At 64.6% G+C, this 15,968-nt stretch carries 14 protein-coding genes; all 14 read right to left on the bottom strand.

The window, feature by feature from the left end:
• Positions 1 to 948 precede the first annotated feature (948 nt).
• The 14 genes from NKF27_RS12045 to truA all read right to left on the bottom strand — a co-directional run bounded on the left by NKF27_RS12045 (position 949) and on the right by truA (position 15,861).
• Entirely contained in the window at positions 949 to 2,208 is a 1,260-nt protein-coding gene (locus tag NKF27_RS12045) for a D-amino acid dehydrogenase (protein WP_253551866.1), read from the bottom strand.
• A 218-nt stretch (positions 2,209 to 2,426) separates the two neighbouring features.
• On the bottom strand, positions 2,427 to 3,725 hold the full coding sequence (locus tag NKF27_RS12050) for an MATE family efflux transporter (protein ID WP_253556467.1): 1,299 nt from the start codon (positions 3,723 to 3,725) through the stop codon (positions 2,427 to 2,429).
• Positions 3,726 to 3,908: 183 nt separating this feature from the next.
• Complete coding sequence (locus tag NKF27_RS12055; protein ID WP_108448841.1) at positions 3,909 to 4,490, bottom strand: YceI family protein; 582 nt, start codon at positions 4,488 to 4,490, stop codon at positions 3,909 to 3,911.
• Positions 4,491 to 4,632: 142 nt separating this feature from the next.
• Positions 4,633 to 5,217 carry a cytochrome b gene (locus NKF27_RS12060; RefSeq protein ID WP_045992461.1) on the bottom strand — a complete coding sequence of 195 codons (585 nt, stop codon included), beginning with the start codon at positions 5,215 to 5,217 and terminating at the stop codon, positions 4,633 to 4,635.
• Positions 5,218 to 5,452: 235 nt separating this feature from the next.
• Positions 5,453 to 6,643 (bottom strand): O-succinylhomoserine sulfhydrylase, encoded by a 1,191-nt coding sequence (locus NKF27_RS12065; protein WP_239452535.1) that lies wholly within the window; start codon positions 6,641 to 6,643, stop codon positions 5,453 to 5,455.
• 109 nt (positions 6,644 to 6,752) lie between these two features.
• Complete coding sequence (purF, locus tag NKF27_RS12070) at positions 6,753 to 8,270, bottom strand: amidophosphoribosyltransferase (protein WP_045992459.1); 1,518 nt, start codon at positions 8,268 to 8,270, stop codon at positions 6,753 to 6,755.
• 69 nt (positions 8,271 to 8,339) lie between these two features.
• Positions 8,340 to 8,942 carry a CvpA family protein gene (locus tag NKF27_RS12075; RefSeq protein WP_071211105.1) on the bottom strand — a complete coding sequence of 201 codons (603 nt, stop codon included), beginning with the start codon at positions 8,940 to 8,942 and terminating at the stop codon, positions 8,340 to 8,342.
• The gene (locus NKF27_RS12080; protein WP_253551875.1) at positions 8,942 to 9,619 is read right to left on the bottom strand and encodes an SPOR domain-containing protein; all 678 of its coding nucleotides are present in this window, start codon (positions 9,617 to 9,619) and stop codon (positions 8,942 to 8,944) included. Before NKF27_RS12080 ends, NKF27_RS12075 begins: the two co-directional genes overlap by 1 nt.
• Positions 9,616 to 10,989 carry a bifunctional tetrahydrofolate synthase/dihydrofolate synthase gene (folC, locus tag NKF27_RS12085; protein WP_253551876.1) on the bottom strand — a complete coding sequence of 458 codons (1,374 nt, stop codon included), beginning with the start codon at positions 10,987 to 10,989 and terminating at the stop codon, positions 9,616 to 9,618. The genes NKF27_RS12080 and folC overlap by 4 nt, the downstream gene beginning before the upstream one ends.
• A gap of 3 nt (positions 10,990 to 10,992) precedes the next feature.
• Entirely contained in the window at positions 10,993 to 12,060 is a 1,068-nt protein-coding gene (accD, locus tag NKF27_RS12090) for an acetyl-CoA carboxylase, carboxyltransferase subunit beta (RefSeq protein WP_108133030.1), read from the bottom strand.
• Between the two features lie 73 nt (positions 12,061 to 12,133).
• Positions 12,134 to 12,937 carry a tryptophan synthase subunit alpha gene (gene trpA, locus NKF27_RS12095; protein ID WP_253551878.1) on the bottom strand — a complete coding sequence of 268 codons (804 nt, stop codon included), beginning with the start codon at positions 12,935 to 12,937 and terminating at the stop codon, positions 12,134 to 12,136.
• Between the two features lie 15 nt (positions 12,938 to 12,952).
• Complete coding sequence (gene trpB / locus NKF27_RS12100; RefSeq protein WP_253551880.1) at positions 12,953 to 14,167, bottom strand: tryptophan synthase subunit beta; 1,215 nt, start codon at positions 14,165 to 14,167, stop codon at positions 12,953 to 12,955.
• Positions 14,168 to 14,248: 81 nt separating this feature from the next.
• Positions 14,249 to 14,887 (bottom strand): phosphoribosylanthranilate isomerase, encoded by a 639-nt coding sequence (locus NKF27_RS12105; protein WP_253551882.1) that lies wholly within the window; start codon positions 14,885 to 14,887, stop codon positions 14,249 to 14,251.
• Positions 14,887 to 15,861 (bottom strand): tRNA pseudouridine(38-40) synthase TruA, encoded by a 975-nt coding sequence (truA, locus tag NKF27_RS12110; RefSeq protein ID WP_253551884.1) that lies wholly within the window; start codon positions 15,859 to 15,861, stop codon positions 14,887 to 14,889. Before truA ends, NKF27_RS12105 begins: the two co-directional genes overlap by 1 nt.
• Positions 15,862 to 15,968 lie beyond the last annotated feature (107 nt).

The raw sequence follows: 15,968 nt of genomic DNA on the forward strand, positions 1-15,968 counted from the left end.
CATACCGGTGCGGTATAATTATGGCGCTTAAAATAAATATTTCTATGAACTTTGTTTTCACGGTAAATTCACTACACCTAGGCCTGGCATCCATAGACATTCCAAGCAAGAACACAGAACGCCCCGATCAGTCGTGTAATAACTGGCACTCGCCTTCTCGCCAGCAAGACCTTGCGACGGGCCAACGGTATCTGCTAAGTGATAACTTCACCATCACTATGGACGTCAAATGCCTACTACTAACGACAACTTTCCATTTTGTCCAAAAGATCCCTCACACCAACATCCTCACCACCCTGCAACAGCAGTGCGGACACCTACCCTCTATGATGAGTCTGATGATTAAATAAGTACAAAATCAAGCTCGAGAACCTCTTGCGATCAGGTATCCCCTTCATGTTCCTGTACTTAAGAGGTTCTGGCCGCTAATTCTGAGTGCAACGCGTCCGCAATAAACGGGAGTTCTCGAATTCCTCGCGGGCAGGCTACCGCCGAGGTGTGTCACTCGAACACGCCCCTGTAGTGCCTCCTTCACGTCACGACAAGTGCCCTGCTATCTTGTGGTGCGACCACCGCCTCAATAACGCGAAGGCAACGCCTTCGCCCCCCCTGGCCGGGAGTGCCGGTGATAGCTGCGTCTCATGAGGCTAACTTTACTTATCCTCTCCCAGCGTAGTCCGTCGGGCACGGTGATTCGAGCATGAGCTCAATCCCGAGGTGGACGTCTGTCGTTGTTTACAATCCTGCGTACGGTATGTGGAGGAAGACACCGAATCGTCACCACAAACGACGACACCCCGGCGGGCGGGGCCCGTCGGGGTGTCGTTTGGCGGCTGCGTGGGTGGCAGCACTGCTGCACCACCCTGCTCTGGCTGTCTACCGGTGGCGGCTGTGTCTTGGCGCTGTGCCTTGACGTTATGCCTTGTCTTGCCTCTACAGCCTCAGGCTTCAGGCGGCGTAGCGGGATACGGCCAGACCATCGGGGTTGATGGCGGGCGTACGACCGTCGATCAGGTCGGACAGCAGCTGAGCACTGCCACAGCTCATGGTCCAGCCCAGGGTGCCGTGGCCGGTGTTGAGCCACAGGTTGTCGTACTTGGTCGCGCCGATGATCGGTGTGGAGTCCGGGGTCATCGGACGCAGGCCGGTCCAGAACTCGGCCTTGACCAGATCGCCGCCTTCCGGGAATACATCGCGCACGACCATGGAAATGGTGGCACGACGCTTCTCGGCCAGGCTGAGGTCGTAGGATGCCAGCTCCGCGGTGCCGCCGACACGGATACGGTCGTCGAAGCGCGAAATCGCCACCTTGAAGGTTTCGTCCATGACGGTGGACTGGGGAGCGCCGCCGTCGTCGACCACCGGCAGGGTCAGACTGTAGCCCTTGACCGGGTAGATCGGCAGGCGGATGTCCAGGTCACGGGCAAGGAACGGCGAGTAGCTGCCCAGCGCCATCACGTAGGCGTCGGCGGTCAGGGTGCCGGCGCTGGTGTGCACCGCCTCTACCTTGCCGGAGACCCGCGTCAGCCGCTCGATGGTGGTGTTGAACATGAACTCGACACCGAGCTTCTCGCGGCAGTAGTCGGCCAGGCGATTGGTGAACAGGTGGCAGTCACCGGTCTGATCGTCGGGCAGATGCAGGCCTCCGACAAACTTGCCGGGCACACGGGCAAGCGCCGGCTCCACCTGGGCGATGCGGCTGGCGTCCAGCAGTTCATGACGCACGCCGCACTGCTCGAGGACCTTCATGTCCTTGCCCACCGCTTCGACCTGCTTTTCGGTACGGAACAGCTGCAGCAGGCCACGCTGGCGATCTTCGTAGCGCAGCCCGGTCTCGTCACGCAGCGCATTGATGCAGGCGCGGCTGTGCTCAGCGACGCGGACCATGCGCTCCTTGTTGAGGGCGTAGCTGTCGGGATTGCAGTTGCTGAGCATCTGCATCATGAAGCGACCCATGTTCGAGTCCATCTTGGGCTGGATCTTGAGCGGTGCATGCTCCTGGAACATCCACTTGACCGCCTTCTGGGGGATGCCCGGGGCAGCCCAGGGGGAAGAGAAGCCGAAGGATACCTGGCCGGCGTTGCCGTAGCTGGTCTCCATCGCCACGGAGGGCTGACGATCGACCACCTTTACCTCGTGTCCCTGACGGGCCAGATAGTAGGCGGTGGTAACCCCTACGACACCCGCTCCCAGTACCAGTACCTTCATGTCGCCACTCCTCTGTTCTCGTTGTCGATGGCCCGTCCCGATCCCGGGCGTTGAGCATGAGATAGGCCGTGGCCAATGGCCACGGCCTGCAATGAGAGGAGTATAGGGTCGAGCCCGAAGTGTTTTATTCTTTTTTTCCTACCTTTCGCGAACAGTGATATCGAAGTTATCACCAGCGACAGGCTTTCCTTTCCTTCATTTACGTCAAAACAGTTGATTCAACCACCCTGGATTTCACCCTTTCCGCTACGCTTGGGGCGCGACAGGGTCCGCCGCAGCAACAGGTAGGCGCCAAGCCCCGCCAGCAGGTTGCCCATCCCCGCTCCAAGCCCAAGGCCGGTAACACCGCCCATCAGCGTTACGCCGAGCCACAGGCATGGCAGGTAGAACACGAACAACCGCGCGGCAGACAGCAACATGGCGCGCATCGGCCAGCCGAGGGCATTGCCGGCCGACACCACCAGCATGCACACCCCGAGCGCGGCATAGCTCGGCAACATGAAGCGCATCAGCACCATCAGCGATTCGCTGACCTCCGGCGTGCCGGCCAGGGCACGGGCGACCCAGGGCGAAGCCAGTGCCAGCGACACACCCAGCATCAACTGCCACACCACCACTACCTTTAGGGCAAGGCGCATCAGGCGGTGCACCTGGGCCCAGTCGCCGGCGCCGTAGCAGCGGCCGAGCCAGGGTGGCAACGACATGGTCAGCGCCAGCACCACCATCAGCGACACCGTCTCCAGACGGCTGGCAAGTCCCCAGGCCGCCACGGCGGATTCGCCCAGGCGTGACACGGTGGAAATCGCCAGCATCGCCGCCAGCGGCGGCATCAATTGGCTGACCATGGCGGGACAGGCGACCCCGGCAAAGGAGCGCCCCGATAGCCGCCATTCCTCCCGGAGGCCTTCGAACGCGAGCCAGTGGCGTCCCTTCAACTGCCAGCCGAGCAAGGCAAGGCCACTGCCAAAGGCGATCACCGTGGCCCAGGCGGCCCCGGGCAGGCCCAGCCCGTCCCAGTTGCCGATACCAAAGATCAGAATCGGATCGAGACACAGGTTCACCAGGCTGGTCAGCACCATCATGCTGCCGGGAAAGCTGGTGTTGCCGTGGGCACGAAACAGGCTGTAGCCGAAGTACACCACCGCCCCTAGCCAGGCGGCGACCAGCTGGGGTGCCCAGTAGGCGCGAATCAACTCCCGCGCGTGAGCGTCGGCCCCAAGGGCCCCGAAGATGGGACTCTGCAGGGCCCATAACACCAGCGCCAGCAGGCCGATGGCGACTGTCCCCATCATCAGCGACAGGCTGCCCAGACGTTGGGCGCGGTCGTCTTCGCCTCCCCCCAGCGCCCGGGAAATCAAGGCGGCAATGGCGATCCCCATGCCCACCTGTACGCCGATGATCAGAAACGACAGCGGAAAGGTGTAGGACTGGGCCGCCAGGGGGGCGGTGCCCAGGCGCGCGACGAAGGCAGAGTCGACCAGCTGGAAGCCGAGCAGTGACAACACTCCGATCGCCATCGGCCAGGTCTTTTGCCACAGGGTGCGCCCCAGGGAGGTAGAGTCGGAACTTAGGTGCACGGTGTCTCCGGATGGTAGATAGGCCGCTTATGGTAAGCCATAACGAACCCTCGCTCAGCCTCCTTCAACGGCAAAAGCCCCGGGCACCTGTCCCGGGGCTTTCGTCATGTTGACCAAGGCGTGTTACTGACGAATGCCTTCGAAGGTCACGTAGAGCTCAAGGTTGTGCATCGGCTCGGGGAACTTGCTCATGTCGATGTCGTAGTCGGACAGTGCCAGCTCGGTGGAACCTTCGAAGCCTGCGCGATAGCCACCCCAGGGGTCGTCACCCTCGCCCAGCAGGGTCACCGGCATCTCGATGCTGTTGGTCACACCGTGCAGGGTCAGGTCACCGCTCAGAACACCCTCGCCATCGCCGGTAGATTCAAAACCGGTGGAGGTAAAGGTGGCGGTCGGGTACTCACCGGCGTCGAGGAAGTCACCGCTCAGGATGTGCTTGTCGCGCTCGGCGTGGTTGGTATTCAGACTGGTGACATCGACCTCGACCTCGGCGGACGCCGCCTCGACGTTTTCCGGGTCGTAGCTGAAGGTACCGTCGAAGGACTCGAAGCTACCCAAAATATAGGAATAGCCGAGGTGGCTGATCTTGAACTGGATAAAGGCGTGCTGGCCTTCAGAATCGATGGCGTAGTCGGCGGCCTGGGCCTGGGCCAGCGGCAGCAGCGAAGCAGCGGTCAGGGCGGCGATGGCGGTCTTCTTGAACATGTCACTCTCCTTGATGGTTACGCGGTGATTGCGTCAGCACTCTTTCTCTATACCGACCTTGGGTCATGCATCGGCCCCGGGGCGGTCGATTCTTGACGTCCGGACAACGCTTGCCGGCGGTCGCAGGGTAACGTTGGCGTGCTCAGGCCTGCTCCCCGGTGGTCTTGTCAGGCTTGGCCCGACGCGCCAGGCGCGGGTCGACCATGCGAACCAGGGTATCCTGACGGTCCAGGTAGTGATGCTTGAAGGCCGCCAGGGCGTGGCCCGCCGACAGGATGATCAGCGCCAGCGCACTGTACCAGTGAACCACGCCGGCGCGGGAGGCCTGCTCCGGCAGGTCACTGATCAGCGCGGGCACGGTAAACAGGTCGAGCACGGCGATGCCCTTGCCGTCGGCGGTGGAGATGAGATACCCGCTGATCAGCACCGTGGTCATCAGTAGATACAGCGCCAGATGGCCCAGCGCCGCTCCGCGACGCTCAAGCGCTGAACCGTGGGCCTCGGGGGATGGCTGCACCAGCCGCCAGAGAATGCGGCCAGCCACCACGAACAGCAGTAACATGCCGACGCCACGATGCCACCAGGGTGCCAGGTTGTACCAGTTGCTGTAGTAGTCGAGACCGGTCATCCACCAGCCCAGGGCGAACAGACCGAGAATCGCCAGCGCACTTGTCCAGTGCAGCAGGATGGCGAACAGGCCCCACCCCTGGCGTGAATTTCGCCACATGCCAACGTCCTTTGATTAATCGATGAAATCGAGCTTAACGCATCTTTAGACGGCAAACCGTGGAAAAATTTCGAACGATAGATACGATAAAACCGCGATATGGCGCGCCTGGCTACTGCCCTTCCCCCGTAACGCAACGACCGCCGACGAGCGGACTCGTGCGGCGGTCGTGGTAAAGCAGCGCTTCGACACATCACTATGGGGAGGCTCCAGCATGGCAGCCTCGGGCGAACCTCTAGACCAGGGCGTCGAGCCCCCTGGCCAGGTCAGCCTTGATGTCGTCGAGATTCTCGAGCCCCACGGCGATGCGCAGCAGGTTCTCGGAAATGCCGGCGGTCGCCTTCTGTTCGTCCGACAGGCGCCCGTGGGTGGTGGTCGCCGGGTGGGTAATGGTGGTCTTGGCATCCCCCAGGTTGCCGGTGATCGACAGCATGCGGGTGGCATCGACCACTGACCAGGCCTGCTCGCGCCCGCCCTTGACCTCGACCCCGACCACGGCGCCGAAGCCCTGCTGCTGGCGGCTCGCCACCTGGTGCTGGGGATGACTCTCGAGTCCGCTGTAGTGAACCTTCTCTACCGCCGGGTGAGCGTCAAGCCAGCGCGCCAGTTCCAGCGCCGAGGCGGCGTGAGCCTTCATCCGCAGGTTCAGCGTCTCCAGTCCCTTGGTGAAGATCCAGGCATTGAAGGGACTGAGGCATGGGCCGCAGGTCCGCACCACTCCGAAGACTTCCTCGAGCTCCTTGTCACGCCCGACCACGGCCCCGCCGATGGCGCGCCCCTGGCCATCCAGGTACTTGGTGGCCGAATGGATCACCAGATCGGCGCCCAGTGACAGCGGCCGCTGCAGCGCCGGCGTCAAGAAGCAGTTGTCGATGGCGAGCAAGGCATCATGGCGATGGGCCAGTTCGGCCAGAGCTTCGATATCGACGACCTCGGACAGCGGGTTGGAAGGCGTCTCGGCGAACAGCAGTCGAGTCGCCGGGGTCATCGCCGCTTCCCAGGCGTCCAGATCGGAAAGCTCCACATAGCGTGTGGTGATACCGAACTTGCCGAGGTACTTGTCGAACAGGCTGACGGTGGAGCCGAACAACGAGCGCGAGGCGACGATCTCGTCACCGGCCTGAAGCAGTGCCAGCGCGGTGGACAGGATGGCGGCCATGCCGGAACTGGTGGCCACACAGCGCTCGCCCCCTTCCATCGCCGCCAGGCGACGCTCGAAGGTACGTACCGTGGGGTTGGTGAAGCGCGAGTAGACGTTCCCCGGCTCATCACCGGAAAACTTGCGCGCCGCTTCGGCTGCGCTGCCGTAGACAAAGCTCGAGGTCGGAAAGATCGGCTCGGAGTGTTCCTGCTCCTGGGTGCGATCGTGCCCCGCCCGGATGGCCAGGGTCTCGAGGTTCCATTCGTCCTGCGTCGGGTCCAGCATATCCGTCTCCATCACTCGCCCGGTGCCGTCGTCTCTGGCGTGCCGAGAGGGAGTGCCCTGGGGCACTCCCCTTGCCGGTCGACGGCGCCCTGCGATCCGCTGTTGGGTATCAGTCGATATCGTCCTGATTGTGCATGCCGACCAGGGCGTGATCGCCAGCGCTCTGATCCTGCTTGGCGCCATCGTTGCGCGAAGCCTCGAGATCAGACAGGTAGGCCTCGTCGATGTCGCCGGTGATGTACTTGCCATCAAACACCGAACAGTCGAACTCGGCCAGCGCCGGATTGACCTCACGACAGGCCGCCTTCAGGTCCTCGAGGTCCTGGTAAACGATACGATCGGCACCGATCAGCTCGCCCACCTCGGCCTCGCTGCGGCCATGGGCGATCAGCTCGCTGGCGGCGGGCATGTCGATGCCGTAGACGTTGGGATAACGCACGGGCGGCGCGGCAGAGGCAAAGTATACCTTGTTGGCGCCGGCGTCGCGGGCCATCTGGATGATCTGCTTGCAGGTGGTGCCACGCACGATGGAGTCGTCCACCAGAAGCACGTTCTTGCCCTTGAACTCGATATCGATGGCGTTGAGCTTCTGGCGCACGGACTTCTTGCGCTGGGTCTGCCCGGGCATGATGAAGGTCCGCCCGATGTAGCGGTTCTTCATGAAGCCTTCGCGATAGGTGACCCCCAGGTGCTGGGCCATCTCGAGTGCCGAGGTGCGCGAGGTGTCGGGAATCGGGATGACCACATCGATGTCGTGATCCGGCCATTCGCTCTTGATGCGATCGGCGAGCTTGCGGCCCATCTGCAGGCGGGTGCCGTAGACGTAGGCACCGTCCAGCAGCGAATCGGGGCGCGCCAGGTAGACGTGCTCGAAGATGCAGGGGGCAAGCAGCGGACGATCGGCACAGGACTGAGTGTGGTAGTTGCCATCCATGTCGACGAAGATGGCCTCGCCCGGCGCCAGGTCGCGCACCAGCTCGAAACCACCGACGTCCAGCGCCACCGACTCGGAGGCGATCATCACTTCCTGCCCCTCGCCCTGATCGCGGGTGCCGAAGACCACCGGACGGATGCCCTGGGGATCACGGAAGGCGACCAGGCCAACACCGTTGATCACCGCCACCGCAGCGTAGCCGCCCCGGCAACGACGGTGCACCCGACGCACGGCGTCGAAGATGTCGCCCGGCAGCAGATGGGGCCCCTGCTTGCCCAGCTCATGGGCGAAGACGTTGAGCAGCACCTCGGAGTCCGAGCTTGTGTTGATGTGACGGAGATCCGAGGAGAACAGTTCCTTCTTGAGCTGCTCGGAATTGGTCAGGTTGCCGTTGTGCGCCAGCGCCAGACCGTACGGAGAGTTCACGTAGAACGGCTGCGACTCGGCCTCGCTGGACGAGCCGGCGGTGGGATAGCGCACGTGGCCGATGCCCAGGTTGCCCTTCAGGCGCGCCATGTGGCGTGTGTGGAAGACGTCACGTACCAGACCGTTGCTCTTGCGCAGCAGGAAACGGCCCTCGTTCCAGGTCATCATGCCCGCCGCGTCCTGACCCCGGTGCTGTAGCACCGTCAGGGCGTCGTAGATTGCCTGGTTAACCGCCTGCTTGGCCATCAGGCCGACGATACCGCACATTCAACTTACCTCATTTACCGTGAAACGCCGCCCGGGGGCCAGCGCAAGAGTCGTCTGTCACTGGCGAAGTCAGAGCGTGCTTGTGGCACCTTGCTTCGCATCGTCGATGGCAGATCCCTCTGCCTCGCCACCGGTCGGCGGCGATGGTTCTGCCTGGGGCAGCTCGCGCAGGGACTCGGGAAAGTCCGGCAGGCTGCCCTCGAAATCACTCAGTTGGCCAAGGCCCCAGTCACGCAGTTGCTCGAAGTGCGGGCGCACGCTGGCATCCTGCCAGGCCGTCAGTTGATCCAGCGGGGTAAAGCCGATCAGCAGCGTGACCAGGGTCAACACCGCTGCCGCCTTCACCCCACCGAACAAGGCGCCGGTCAGGCGGTTGAGAAAGCCGGCGCCGGCCCACTCCACCGCCGCCTGGATCATCCGTATCAGGATGCCGCCGAGCAGGATCGTGATCACGATGATCAGGATAAAGGCCACGATAAGCCGGCCGTCCGGACTGTCGATCCAGTTGCCCAGCACCTCGGCCACCGGCTCGGCGAACATGCGTGCCGCCAAAAGCGCCACGATCCAGCTGGCCAGGCCTAGCGCCTCACGCACCAGGCCACGGACGAAGCCCGCCGCCACGGCCAGCGCCAGCACGGCGACGAAGACCCAGTCCACCCATGTCACCAGCATCAGCTATCCACCTTGACCAGAAGCCCCTGCAGATTTTCCCGGGACTTGAGCTCGCTCATCACGCCCTCGGCGTCCTCGGACGCGCCGAAGGGGCCCACGTAGACCGTGGTCAGCGAGTTGTTGCGCTCACGCGAGTAGGCGGGGTAACCCTGGTCGCGCAGCTTCTGCATCAGGCGCTGGGCGTTGCCGGCCTCGCCGAAGCTGCCCACCTGCACCGCCCACTCACCGCCTTCCACCGCGGTGGGGCCGCTCGTCGTGCGCTGCTCGGCCTGGCGCGCCAGGGCGGCGATAGGATCTTCTCGCGGCTGGCTGGCCTCGGGGGCCGCCTCGGGCTCGGCCTGGCGCTCGGAGGACGCCTGTTCGGCCACCTGCTGCGCCGGTTCAGGATCCACCTGCTGTGGCTGGCTGGACTCGGAGGGTTCGCTCTGGCCCTGGTCGGCCTGCGAAGCGTTGCCCTCGCCGGGGGCAACCGGTGCCTGAATCTGCCCAAGCCCTTCCGGCGGGGTGGGCTCAGGCACGTCGCGGCGCTCCACATCCACCGGCGGGTCGATGGTCAGCACCGGGTCCGGCCGCTGCTCGGGGGATTCGGGCTCATCAAACAACATCGGCACGAAGATGACGCCCAGCGCCACCACGATAATGATCCCGCTGATCCGCTCACGCATTCCGTATTTCATGTCGCTCCCTCGATGACGCCACCGCCACTGGACTGGCGGCTCCATCTCGCCAGTATGGCAGCCACGGTGAAGAAGGATCCCGTCACCAGTACACGATCTGCCGGCTCGACGCACGATTCGAGCCAGTCGGCGCCGTCATCGACGCTATCGGCGTGGTGAAGGATGGTGCCACCTTGATGTTCGATGCGTGCCGCCAGGTCGGCTGCGCTACGTCCGCGATCGCCCTCGAGCGTCACCGGCAGCCAGGCGTCCACCACCGGCGACAGCGCGGCGATGACCCCCTCGGCGTCCTTGTCCTCGAGCATGCCGATCAGACACAGGGTCCGCCCCTGGACGTCCCTTTGCACTTCACGCCGTTCGGCCAGTCGCCCGGCCAGGTAGTTGGCGGCGTGAGGGTTGTGACCCACGTCAAGGCACCAGTTACCGCGCCACTGCATCCGCCCGGGAAGACGCACCTCGGCCAGTGCCTGGCGACAGGCGTCTGGATCGAGTTCACCAAGGGCCAGCCACAGTGCCTGCAGCGCAGCAGCGGCGTTATCCATCGGCAGCCCGGGATCGCTTAGTCGTTCCAGGCCGACCGGCTGGCCTTGCGCGTCGCTGCCGCGCCACGACCAGCCGCCCTGTTCGCCATCAGGTCCTGCACAATGTGCTGCTTGAGAGCCTGCATGGCTGCCCGAATGGGCGAAGGCCTCGCCGAGCGCAAAGATCGGCGCACCCAGCGAACGGGCATGGTCGGCAACGCTCGAGGGCAGGTCAGGACTGCCAAGCACCGCCGGGCGCCCGGTACGCATGATCCCGGCTTTCTCGCGGCCGATGATCGCTATATCGTTGCCCAGGAAGGCGGCGTGGTCCTGAGCCACGGTGGTCACCACGGCCACATCCGGATCCACCACATTGACCGCATCCAGGCGACCACCGAGGCCGACCTCCAGCACCGCCAGCTCGGGCTGGCGCCTGGCGATGGTCCACAGCGCCGCCAGGGTACCGACCTCGAAGTAGGTGAGGCTGACCGGGGATGGCGCGAGCCTGGCCTGCTCCACCGCGACGAAGCCTTCGATCAGCACCTCGTCGCTGGCCTCGCTGGCGTCCAGCCGAAGGCGCTCGTTGTAACGCACCAGATGGGGCGAGGTGTAGGCCGCCGTGGACAACCCATGGGCCCGTCCCAGCGCCTCGAGCATGGCCACCGTGGACCCCTTGCCGTTGGTGCCGGCGACGGTGATCACCCGGCGTGCAATCGGCCGCTCGGTCAGACCGAGACGCTGTGCCACACAGGCGACCCGCTCGAGGCCCAGATCGATGCCGACGGGGTGGGCGGCCTCGAGTCGGGCGAGCCAGCTATCCAGCGTGGTGGGCAGACCGTCGTTGTCCATGGGCTAGCGCGGTGTGTCCTGGGTGCGTTCGCCGTCCTTCGGCTCCTCGCCTTGGGCAGCATCGGCTTCATCGCTGTGCGTCTGCTGCTCGGCCGTCTCCGGCGCGTGCTCGGCCTGGGCGCCTTCACTGTCTGCCATGGCCACCGCCAGGTCACGCTCGGCGGCTTCGGCGGCGTCCACCAGGTCGGGCTCACTGTCGTCGGCGATACCTACCGCAGGTTGATGGGTCAGCTTGCGCAGCACCCCACCCAACCGCGAACGCATCTCGTGGCGATGCACGATCATGTCGACGGTGCCGTGTTCGAGCAGGAACTCGCTGCGCTGGAAGCCTTCAGGCAGCTTCTCGCGCACCGTCTGTTCGATGACCCGAGGACCGGCAAAGCCGATCAGGGCGTTGGGCTCGGCCACGTTGAGATCGCCGAGCATGGCCAGTGACGCCGACACGCCACCGAACACCGGATCGGTCAACACCGAGATATAGGGCACGCCGGCCTGCTTGAGGCGCTCAAGCGCGGCGGAGGTCTTGGCCATCTGCATCAGCGAGAACAGCGCTTCCTGCATGCGCGCACCGCCGGATGCCGAGAAACACACCAGCGGCTGGCCCTCTTCGAGAGCGATAGTGGCGGCACGCACGAACTTCTCGCCGACCACGGCCCCCATGGAGCCACCCATGAAGGTGAACTCGAAGGCCACCGCGACCACCGGCAGGCCATCCAGCGAACCGCGCATGGCGATCAGGGCGTCGTTCTCGCCGGTGTCCTTCTGGGCCGCGGCCAGGCGGTCCTTGTACTTCTTGGAGTCACGAAACTTGAGACGATCCACTGGCTCGAGGTCGGCGGCGATCTCTTCGCGACCTTCCTTGTCGAGGAACCAGTCAAGGCGCTTGCGCGCAGTCAGGCGCAGATGGTGATCACACTTGGGGCACACGTTGTGGTGCTTTTCGAGTTCGGGCAGGTAAAGCACCGACTCGCACTTGGGGCACTTACGCCAGAGACCGTCCGGAACGCTCGCCCGGCGGTCCTTGCGCTGAATGCGGCCCACCGAGGGCACAATCTTGTCTAGCCAGCTCATGTCAGAAGTCTTCCGTTGCTACGGTCGCCGGCGGTGGCCGACGACAGGGTCGAATCTCTTCCCCGATCGCCTCTTAGGCGTCCAGGGCCTGGCGTATCTCTGTCATCACCGCCTTCAATTCGGCGATGGCCTCGCGGGGAGCGTCACAGTGCTCGGCAATGCGTGAGACCAGGGCACTGCCGACGATGACGCCATCGGCAACCTTTGCCACTTCCGCGGCGGAAGCGCCGTCGCGGATACCGAAACCGACACACAGGGCCAGATCGGTCAGCTCGCGCAGCGGCGCCAGATGGGCCGCCACATCGTCGGCGTTGAGGCTCGCCGAGCCGGTCACTCCCTTGAGCGACACATAGTAGAGATAGCCATGCGCGTGGGCGCATATTGTAGCGGCACGCTCTGGGGAAGTGGTAGGGGCGACAAGAAAGATTGGCGCCAAATCCTCGGCTTCCAGCAAGGGCCCCAGTTCATCGGCCTCTTCCGGCGGCATGTCCACCACCAGCACGCCATCGACGCCGGCCGCCCTCGCCTCTCGGGCGAAGCGCTCGATACCCAGGCGCTCGATGGGATTGAGATAGCCCATCAGCACTACCGGGGTGTCGTCGTCCTGACGCCGAAATTCGGCCACCATGGCCAGCAGGTCGGTCAGGCGGGTGCCGTGCTTCAAGGCACGCTCACAGGCCTTCTGGATGACCGGGCCATCGGCCATGGGGTCGCTGAAGGGGACCCCGAGTTCGATGATGTCGGCACCGGACTCGACCAGCGCGTGCATGTAGTCGACGGTCACCTCAGGGGTGGGATCGCCCCCGGTGATGTAGGGAACCAGCGCCTTGCGACCCTGATCGGCGAGAGAACGAAAGCGTTTATCGATACGAGACATGGAATTCTCTAGCTCCTACAGGTCGATTCCGTCGATCTTGGCAACGGTGAGGATGTCCTTGTCGCCACGCCCGGACAGGTTGACCACGATGTTCTGGTCCGGGGACAGGGTCGGCGCCAGCACCTTGGCGTGGGCCAGGGCGTGGGCCGATTCCAGCGCCGGCATGATGCCCTCGACGTGGGTCAGCTCACGGAAGGCCTCGAGCACGGCGTCGTCGTTGGCGGCCACGTAGTTGACCCGGCCGACGTCCTTCCACAGTGCGTGTTCGGGTCCGACACCGGGGTAGTCGAGGCCCGCCGAGATCGAGTGGGTATCGCTGACCTGGCCACCCTCGTCGGACATCAGGTAGGTGCGGTTGCCGTGAAGCACGCCGCGGGGCGCGCCAGACGCCAGGGGCGCGGCGTGACGGCCGGTCTCGACTCCGTCACCACCGGCTTCGACGCCATACATCTCGACGCCGTCGTCTTCGACGAAGGGATAGAACAGCCCCATGGCGTTGGAGCCACCGCCGACGCAGGCGATCAGCGCGTCAGGCAGCTTGCCGAACTGCTCGAGCGACTGGCGCCGCGCTTCACGGCCGACCACCGCGTTGAAGTCACGCACCAGTTGCGGATAGGGATGCGGCCCCGCCACGGTGCCGATGATGTAGAAGGTATCGTCGACGTTGGTGACCCAGTCGCGCAGCGCCTCGTTCATGGCATCCTTGAGCGTACGGGTGCCGGAAGTCACCGGAATGACGTTGGCCCCCAGCAGGCGCATGCGATAGACGTTGAGCTTCTGACGCTCGGTATCGGCCTCGCCCATATAGACGTCACAGCGCAGGCCCAGCCGCGCCGCCACGGTGGCGGTCGCCACGCCATGCTGGCCGGCGCCGGTTTCGGCGATCACCCGGGGCTTGCCACTCTTCTTGGCCAGCAGTGCCTGGCCGATGGTGTTGTTCACCTTGTGGGCGCCGGTGTGATTGAGATCCTCGCGCTTCAGCCAGATCTGGGCACCGCCAAGCTGCGAAGACCAGCGCCGGGCGTGATAGAGCGGCGACGGCCGACCGACGTAGTGCGCCAGGTCATGGTCAAATTCGGCCTGAAAGTCGGGATCGTCCTTGAGGCTTTCGTAGGTGCGGCTCAGATCGTCCAGCGCAAAACTCAAGGTTTCCGAGACAAAGCGACCTCCGTAGGCCCCATAGTGCCCCCGAGCGTCAGGCCATTGGGTCAGTTCACTGAACTTGCTCACGTCGGACTCCTTGCGGATAAACTGGCTGAATGAAAGGTCGGTGATGGTCGGTCGCCACCGGGCATGGGGCCTGCTGCCGCTTCAGCGGCGGGCGTCGCCCTGCCCCACGGCGCGCATAAAGGCCTGCATGCGCTCTGCATCCTTGGCGCCCGGCGCGCTTTCGATGCCCCCGGAGACGTCGAGGGCAAAGGGCCTCACCCGGTCAATCGCTTCGGCGGCGTTGTCCGCCGACAGGCCACCGGCGAGGATAACAGGTTTTGCCAGCGACGACGGGATGCGCGACCAGTCGAAGGTGTCACCGGTGCCGCCTGGCACGCCTGGGCGATAGGCGTCCAGCAGCAGTGCCTGGGCGCCGGCGTAGGTGCGTTCAGCCTCGTGCAGATCGAGGCCGTCGCGCATTCTCAGCGCCTTGATATAAGGGCGCGCAAAGCGCTCACAGGCCTCGGCGCTCTCGCTGCCGTGAAACTGCAGCAGGTCGAGACACGGCAGTGCCCTTTCGATGGTCTCGTCGTCGGCATCGACGAACAGCCCCACCCGGGTGACGAAGGCCGGCACCCGCGCCGCGAGTTCGGCCAGCCGCTCCAGGCTGACCGCTCGCTTGCTGCCGGGCCACAGCACAAAGCCCAAGGCATCGGCGCCCAACGCCACGGCGGCGTCGATATCCTCTTCGCGGGTAAAGCCGCAGAACTTGACGCGGGTACGGTGCGCGGAAGCGATCATCAGGACTCCTTGTCCGCGGCGTGTGCCGCCGAAGCGTCGGCGAGCTCTTCGGCACGCACCGCCCTGCGCGTCTCGGCGATCGGACGTCCGCGGCGAAACTCCACCATGGGGCAGTCCGGCAGCGGGCGCTCACCCGTCCACTCCCCCAGGAAAGCCAGCAGATTCGGCCCCAATGGTTCGGCGGGCAGTTGCCACTCGGGGTCGTACAGGGTGTCGACGAAGTGCAACCCGCAGCCTGGCGCCGTCACGTCGCTCTGCTTGCGATCCTTGAGTGCCATCAGTCTCGCGATGTAGTCGGTGCCCTGCTCACCCCGCCCCACCGTCACCAGCGCGCCGACGATGTTGCGCACCATATGGTGCAGGAAGGCGTTGGCCTGAAGGTCCACCACCACCAGCGGGCCGTGGCGGTGTACCTCGATAAAGTGCAGGTGGCGCCAGGGCGTCTTCGACTGACAGCCGGCGGCACGAAAACTCGAGAAATCGTGCTCGCCGACCAGCGCCTGGGCGGCCTCGTGCATGGCGTCGGCATCCAGCGGGTCGCGGCACCAGGTGGCGTTGGCACGCTCCAGCACCGGGCGACTCGGCTGGTTGAGGATGACGTAGCGATAGCGCCGGCCCAACGCCTTGAAGCGGGCGTGGAATTCGTCGGGCACCTCGCGAATCCAGCGAATCGCCACATCCCGGGGAAGGTTGGCGTTGCCGCCGAACACCCAGGCCTTTTCGGAACGCTCCACCGGCGGGTCGAAGTGGGCGATCTGGCGGGTCGCGTGCACGCCTGAGTCGGTGCGTCCGCTGCAATGCAACGTGATCGGCACACCCGCCACCTTGGCCAGCGCCTTCTCCACCGCCCCCTGCACCGACGGGGCGTGCTTGAGCCGCTGCCAACCGCAATAGTGGGTACCGTCGTACTCGACGCTGAGCGCCAGACGACCCTTGAGGGGGGTACGTTCATCGAGATGGTGAAAGAAGGACATACGACCTGCTGAGCAAAGGAAGCGGTGGAGACAACGAGGCACGCATTATCCCTTATCACCGGCCATGCGGCCAGTGGCGGCTTTCTCTGACTCACGGAGGACAGTCA

It is taken from the genome of Halomonas sp. DN3 (assembly GCF_024137905.1).
Taxonomy (GTDB): Bacteria; Pseudomonadota; Gammaproteobacteria; order Pseudomonadales; family Halomonadaceae; genus Halomonas; species Halomonas litopenaei.

What these genes read in the sequence shown, in the direction of transcription:
- accD (WP_108133030.1), bottom strand. Translation starts at nt 12,060, where the DNA reads ATGAGCTGGCTAGACAAGATTGTGCCCTCGGTGGGCCGCATTCAGCGC.
- trpA (WP_253551878.1), bottom strand. Translation starts at nt 12,937, where the DNA reads ATGTCTCGTATCGATAAACGCTTTCGTTCTCTCGCCGATCAGGGTCGC.
- folC (WP_253551876.1), bottom strand. Translation starts at nt 10,989, where the DNA reads ATGGACAACGACGGTCTGCCCACCACGCTGGATAGCTGGCTCGCCCGA.
- NKF27_RS12045 (WP_253551866.1), bottom strand. Translation starts at nt 2,208, where the DNA reads ATGAAGGTACTGGTACTGGGAGCGGGTGTCGTAGGGGTTACCACCGCC.
- truA (WP_253551884.1), bottom strand. Translation starts at nt 15,861, where the DNA reads ATGTCCTTCTTTCACCATCTCGATGAACGTACCCCCCTCAAGGGTCGT.
- NKF27_RS12075 (WP_071211105.1), bottom strand. Translation starts at nt 8,942, where the DNA reads ATGCTGGTGACATGGGTGGACTGGGTCTTCGTCGCCGTGCTGGCGCTG.
- NKF27_RS12080 (WP_253551875.1), bottom strand. Translation starts at nt 9,619, where the DNA reads ATGAAATACGGAATGCGTGAGCGGATCAGCGGGATCATTATCGTGGTG.
- NKF27_RS12050 (WP_253556467.1), bottom strand. Translation starts at nt 3,725, where the DNA reads ATGGCGATCGGAGTGTTGTCACTGCTCGGCTTCCAGCTGGTCGACTCT.
- NKF27_RS12065 (WP_239452535.1), bottom strand. Translation starts at nt 6,643, where the DNA reads ATGCTGGACCCGACGCAGGACGAATGGAACCTCGAGACCCTGGCCATC.
- NKF27_RS12105 (WP_253551882.1), bottom strand. Translation starts at nt 14,887, where the DNA reads ATGATCGCTTCCGCGCACCGTACCCGCGTCAAGTTCTGCGGCTTTACC.
- NKF27_RS12055 (WP_108448841.1), bottom strand. Translation starts at nt 4,490, where the DNA reads ATGTTCAAGAAGACCGCCATCGCCGCCCTGACCGCTGCTTCGCTGCTG.
- purF (WP_045992459.1), bottom strand. Translation starts at nt 8,270, where the DNA reads ATGTGCGGTATCGTCGGCCTGATGGCCAAGCAGGCGGTTAACCAGGCA.
- NKF27_RS12060 (WP_045992461.1), bottom strand. Translation starts at nt 5,217, where the DNA reads ATGTGGCGAAATTCACGCCAGGGGTGGGGCCTGTTCGCCATCCTGCTG.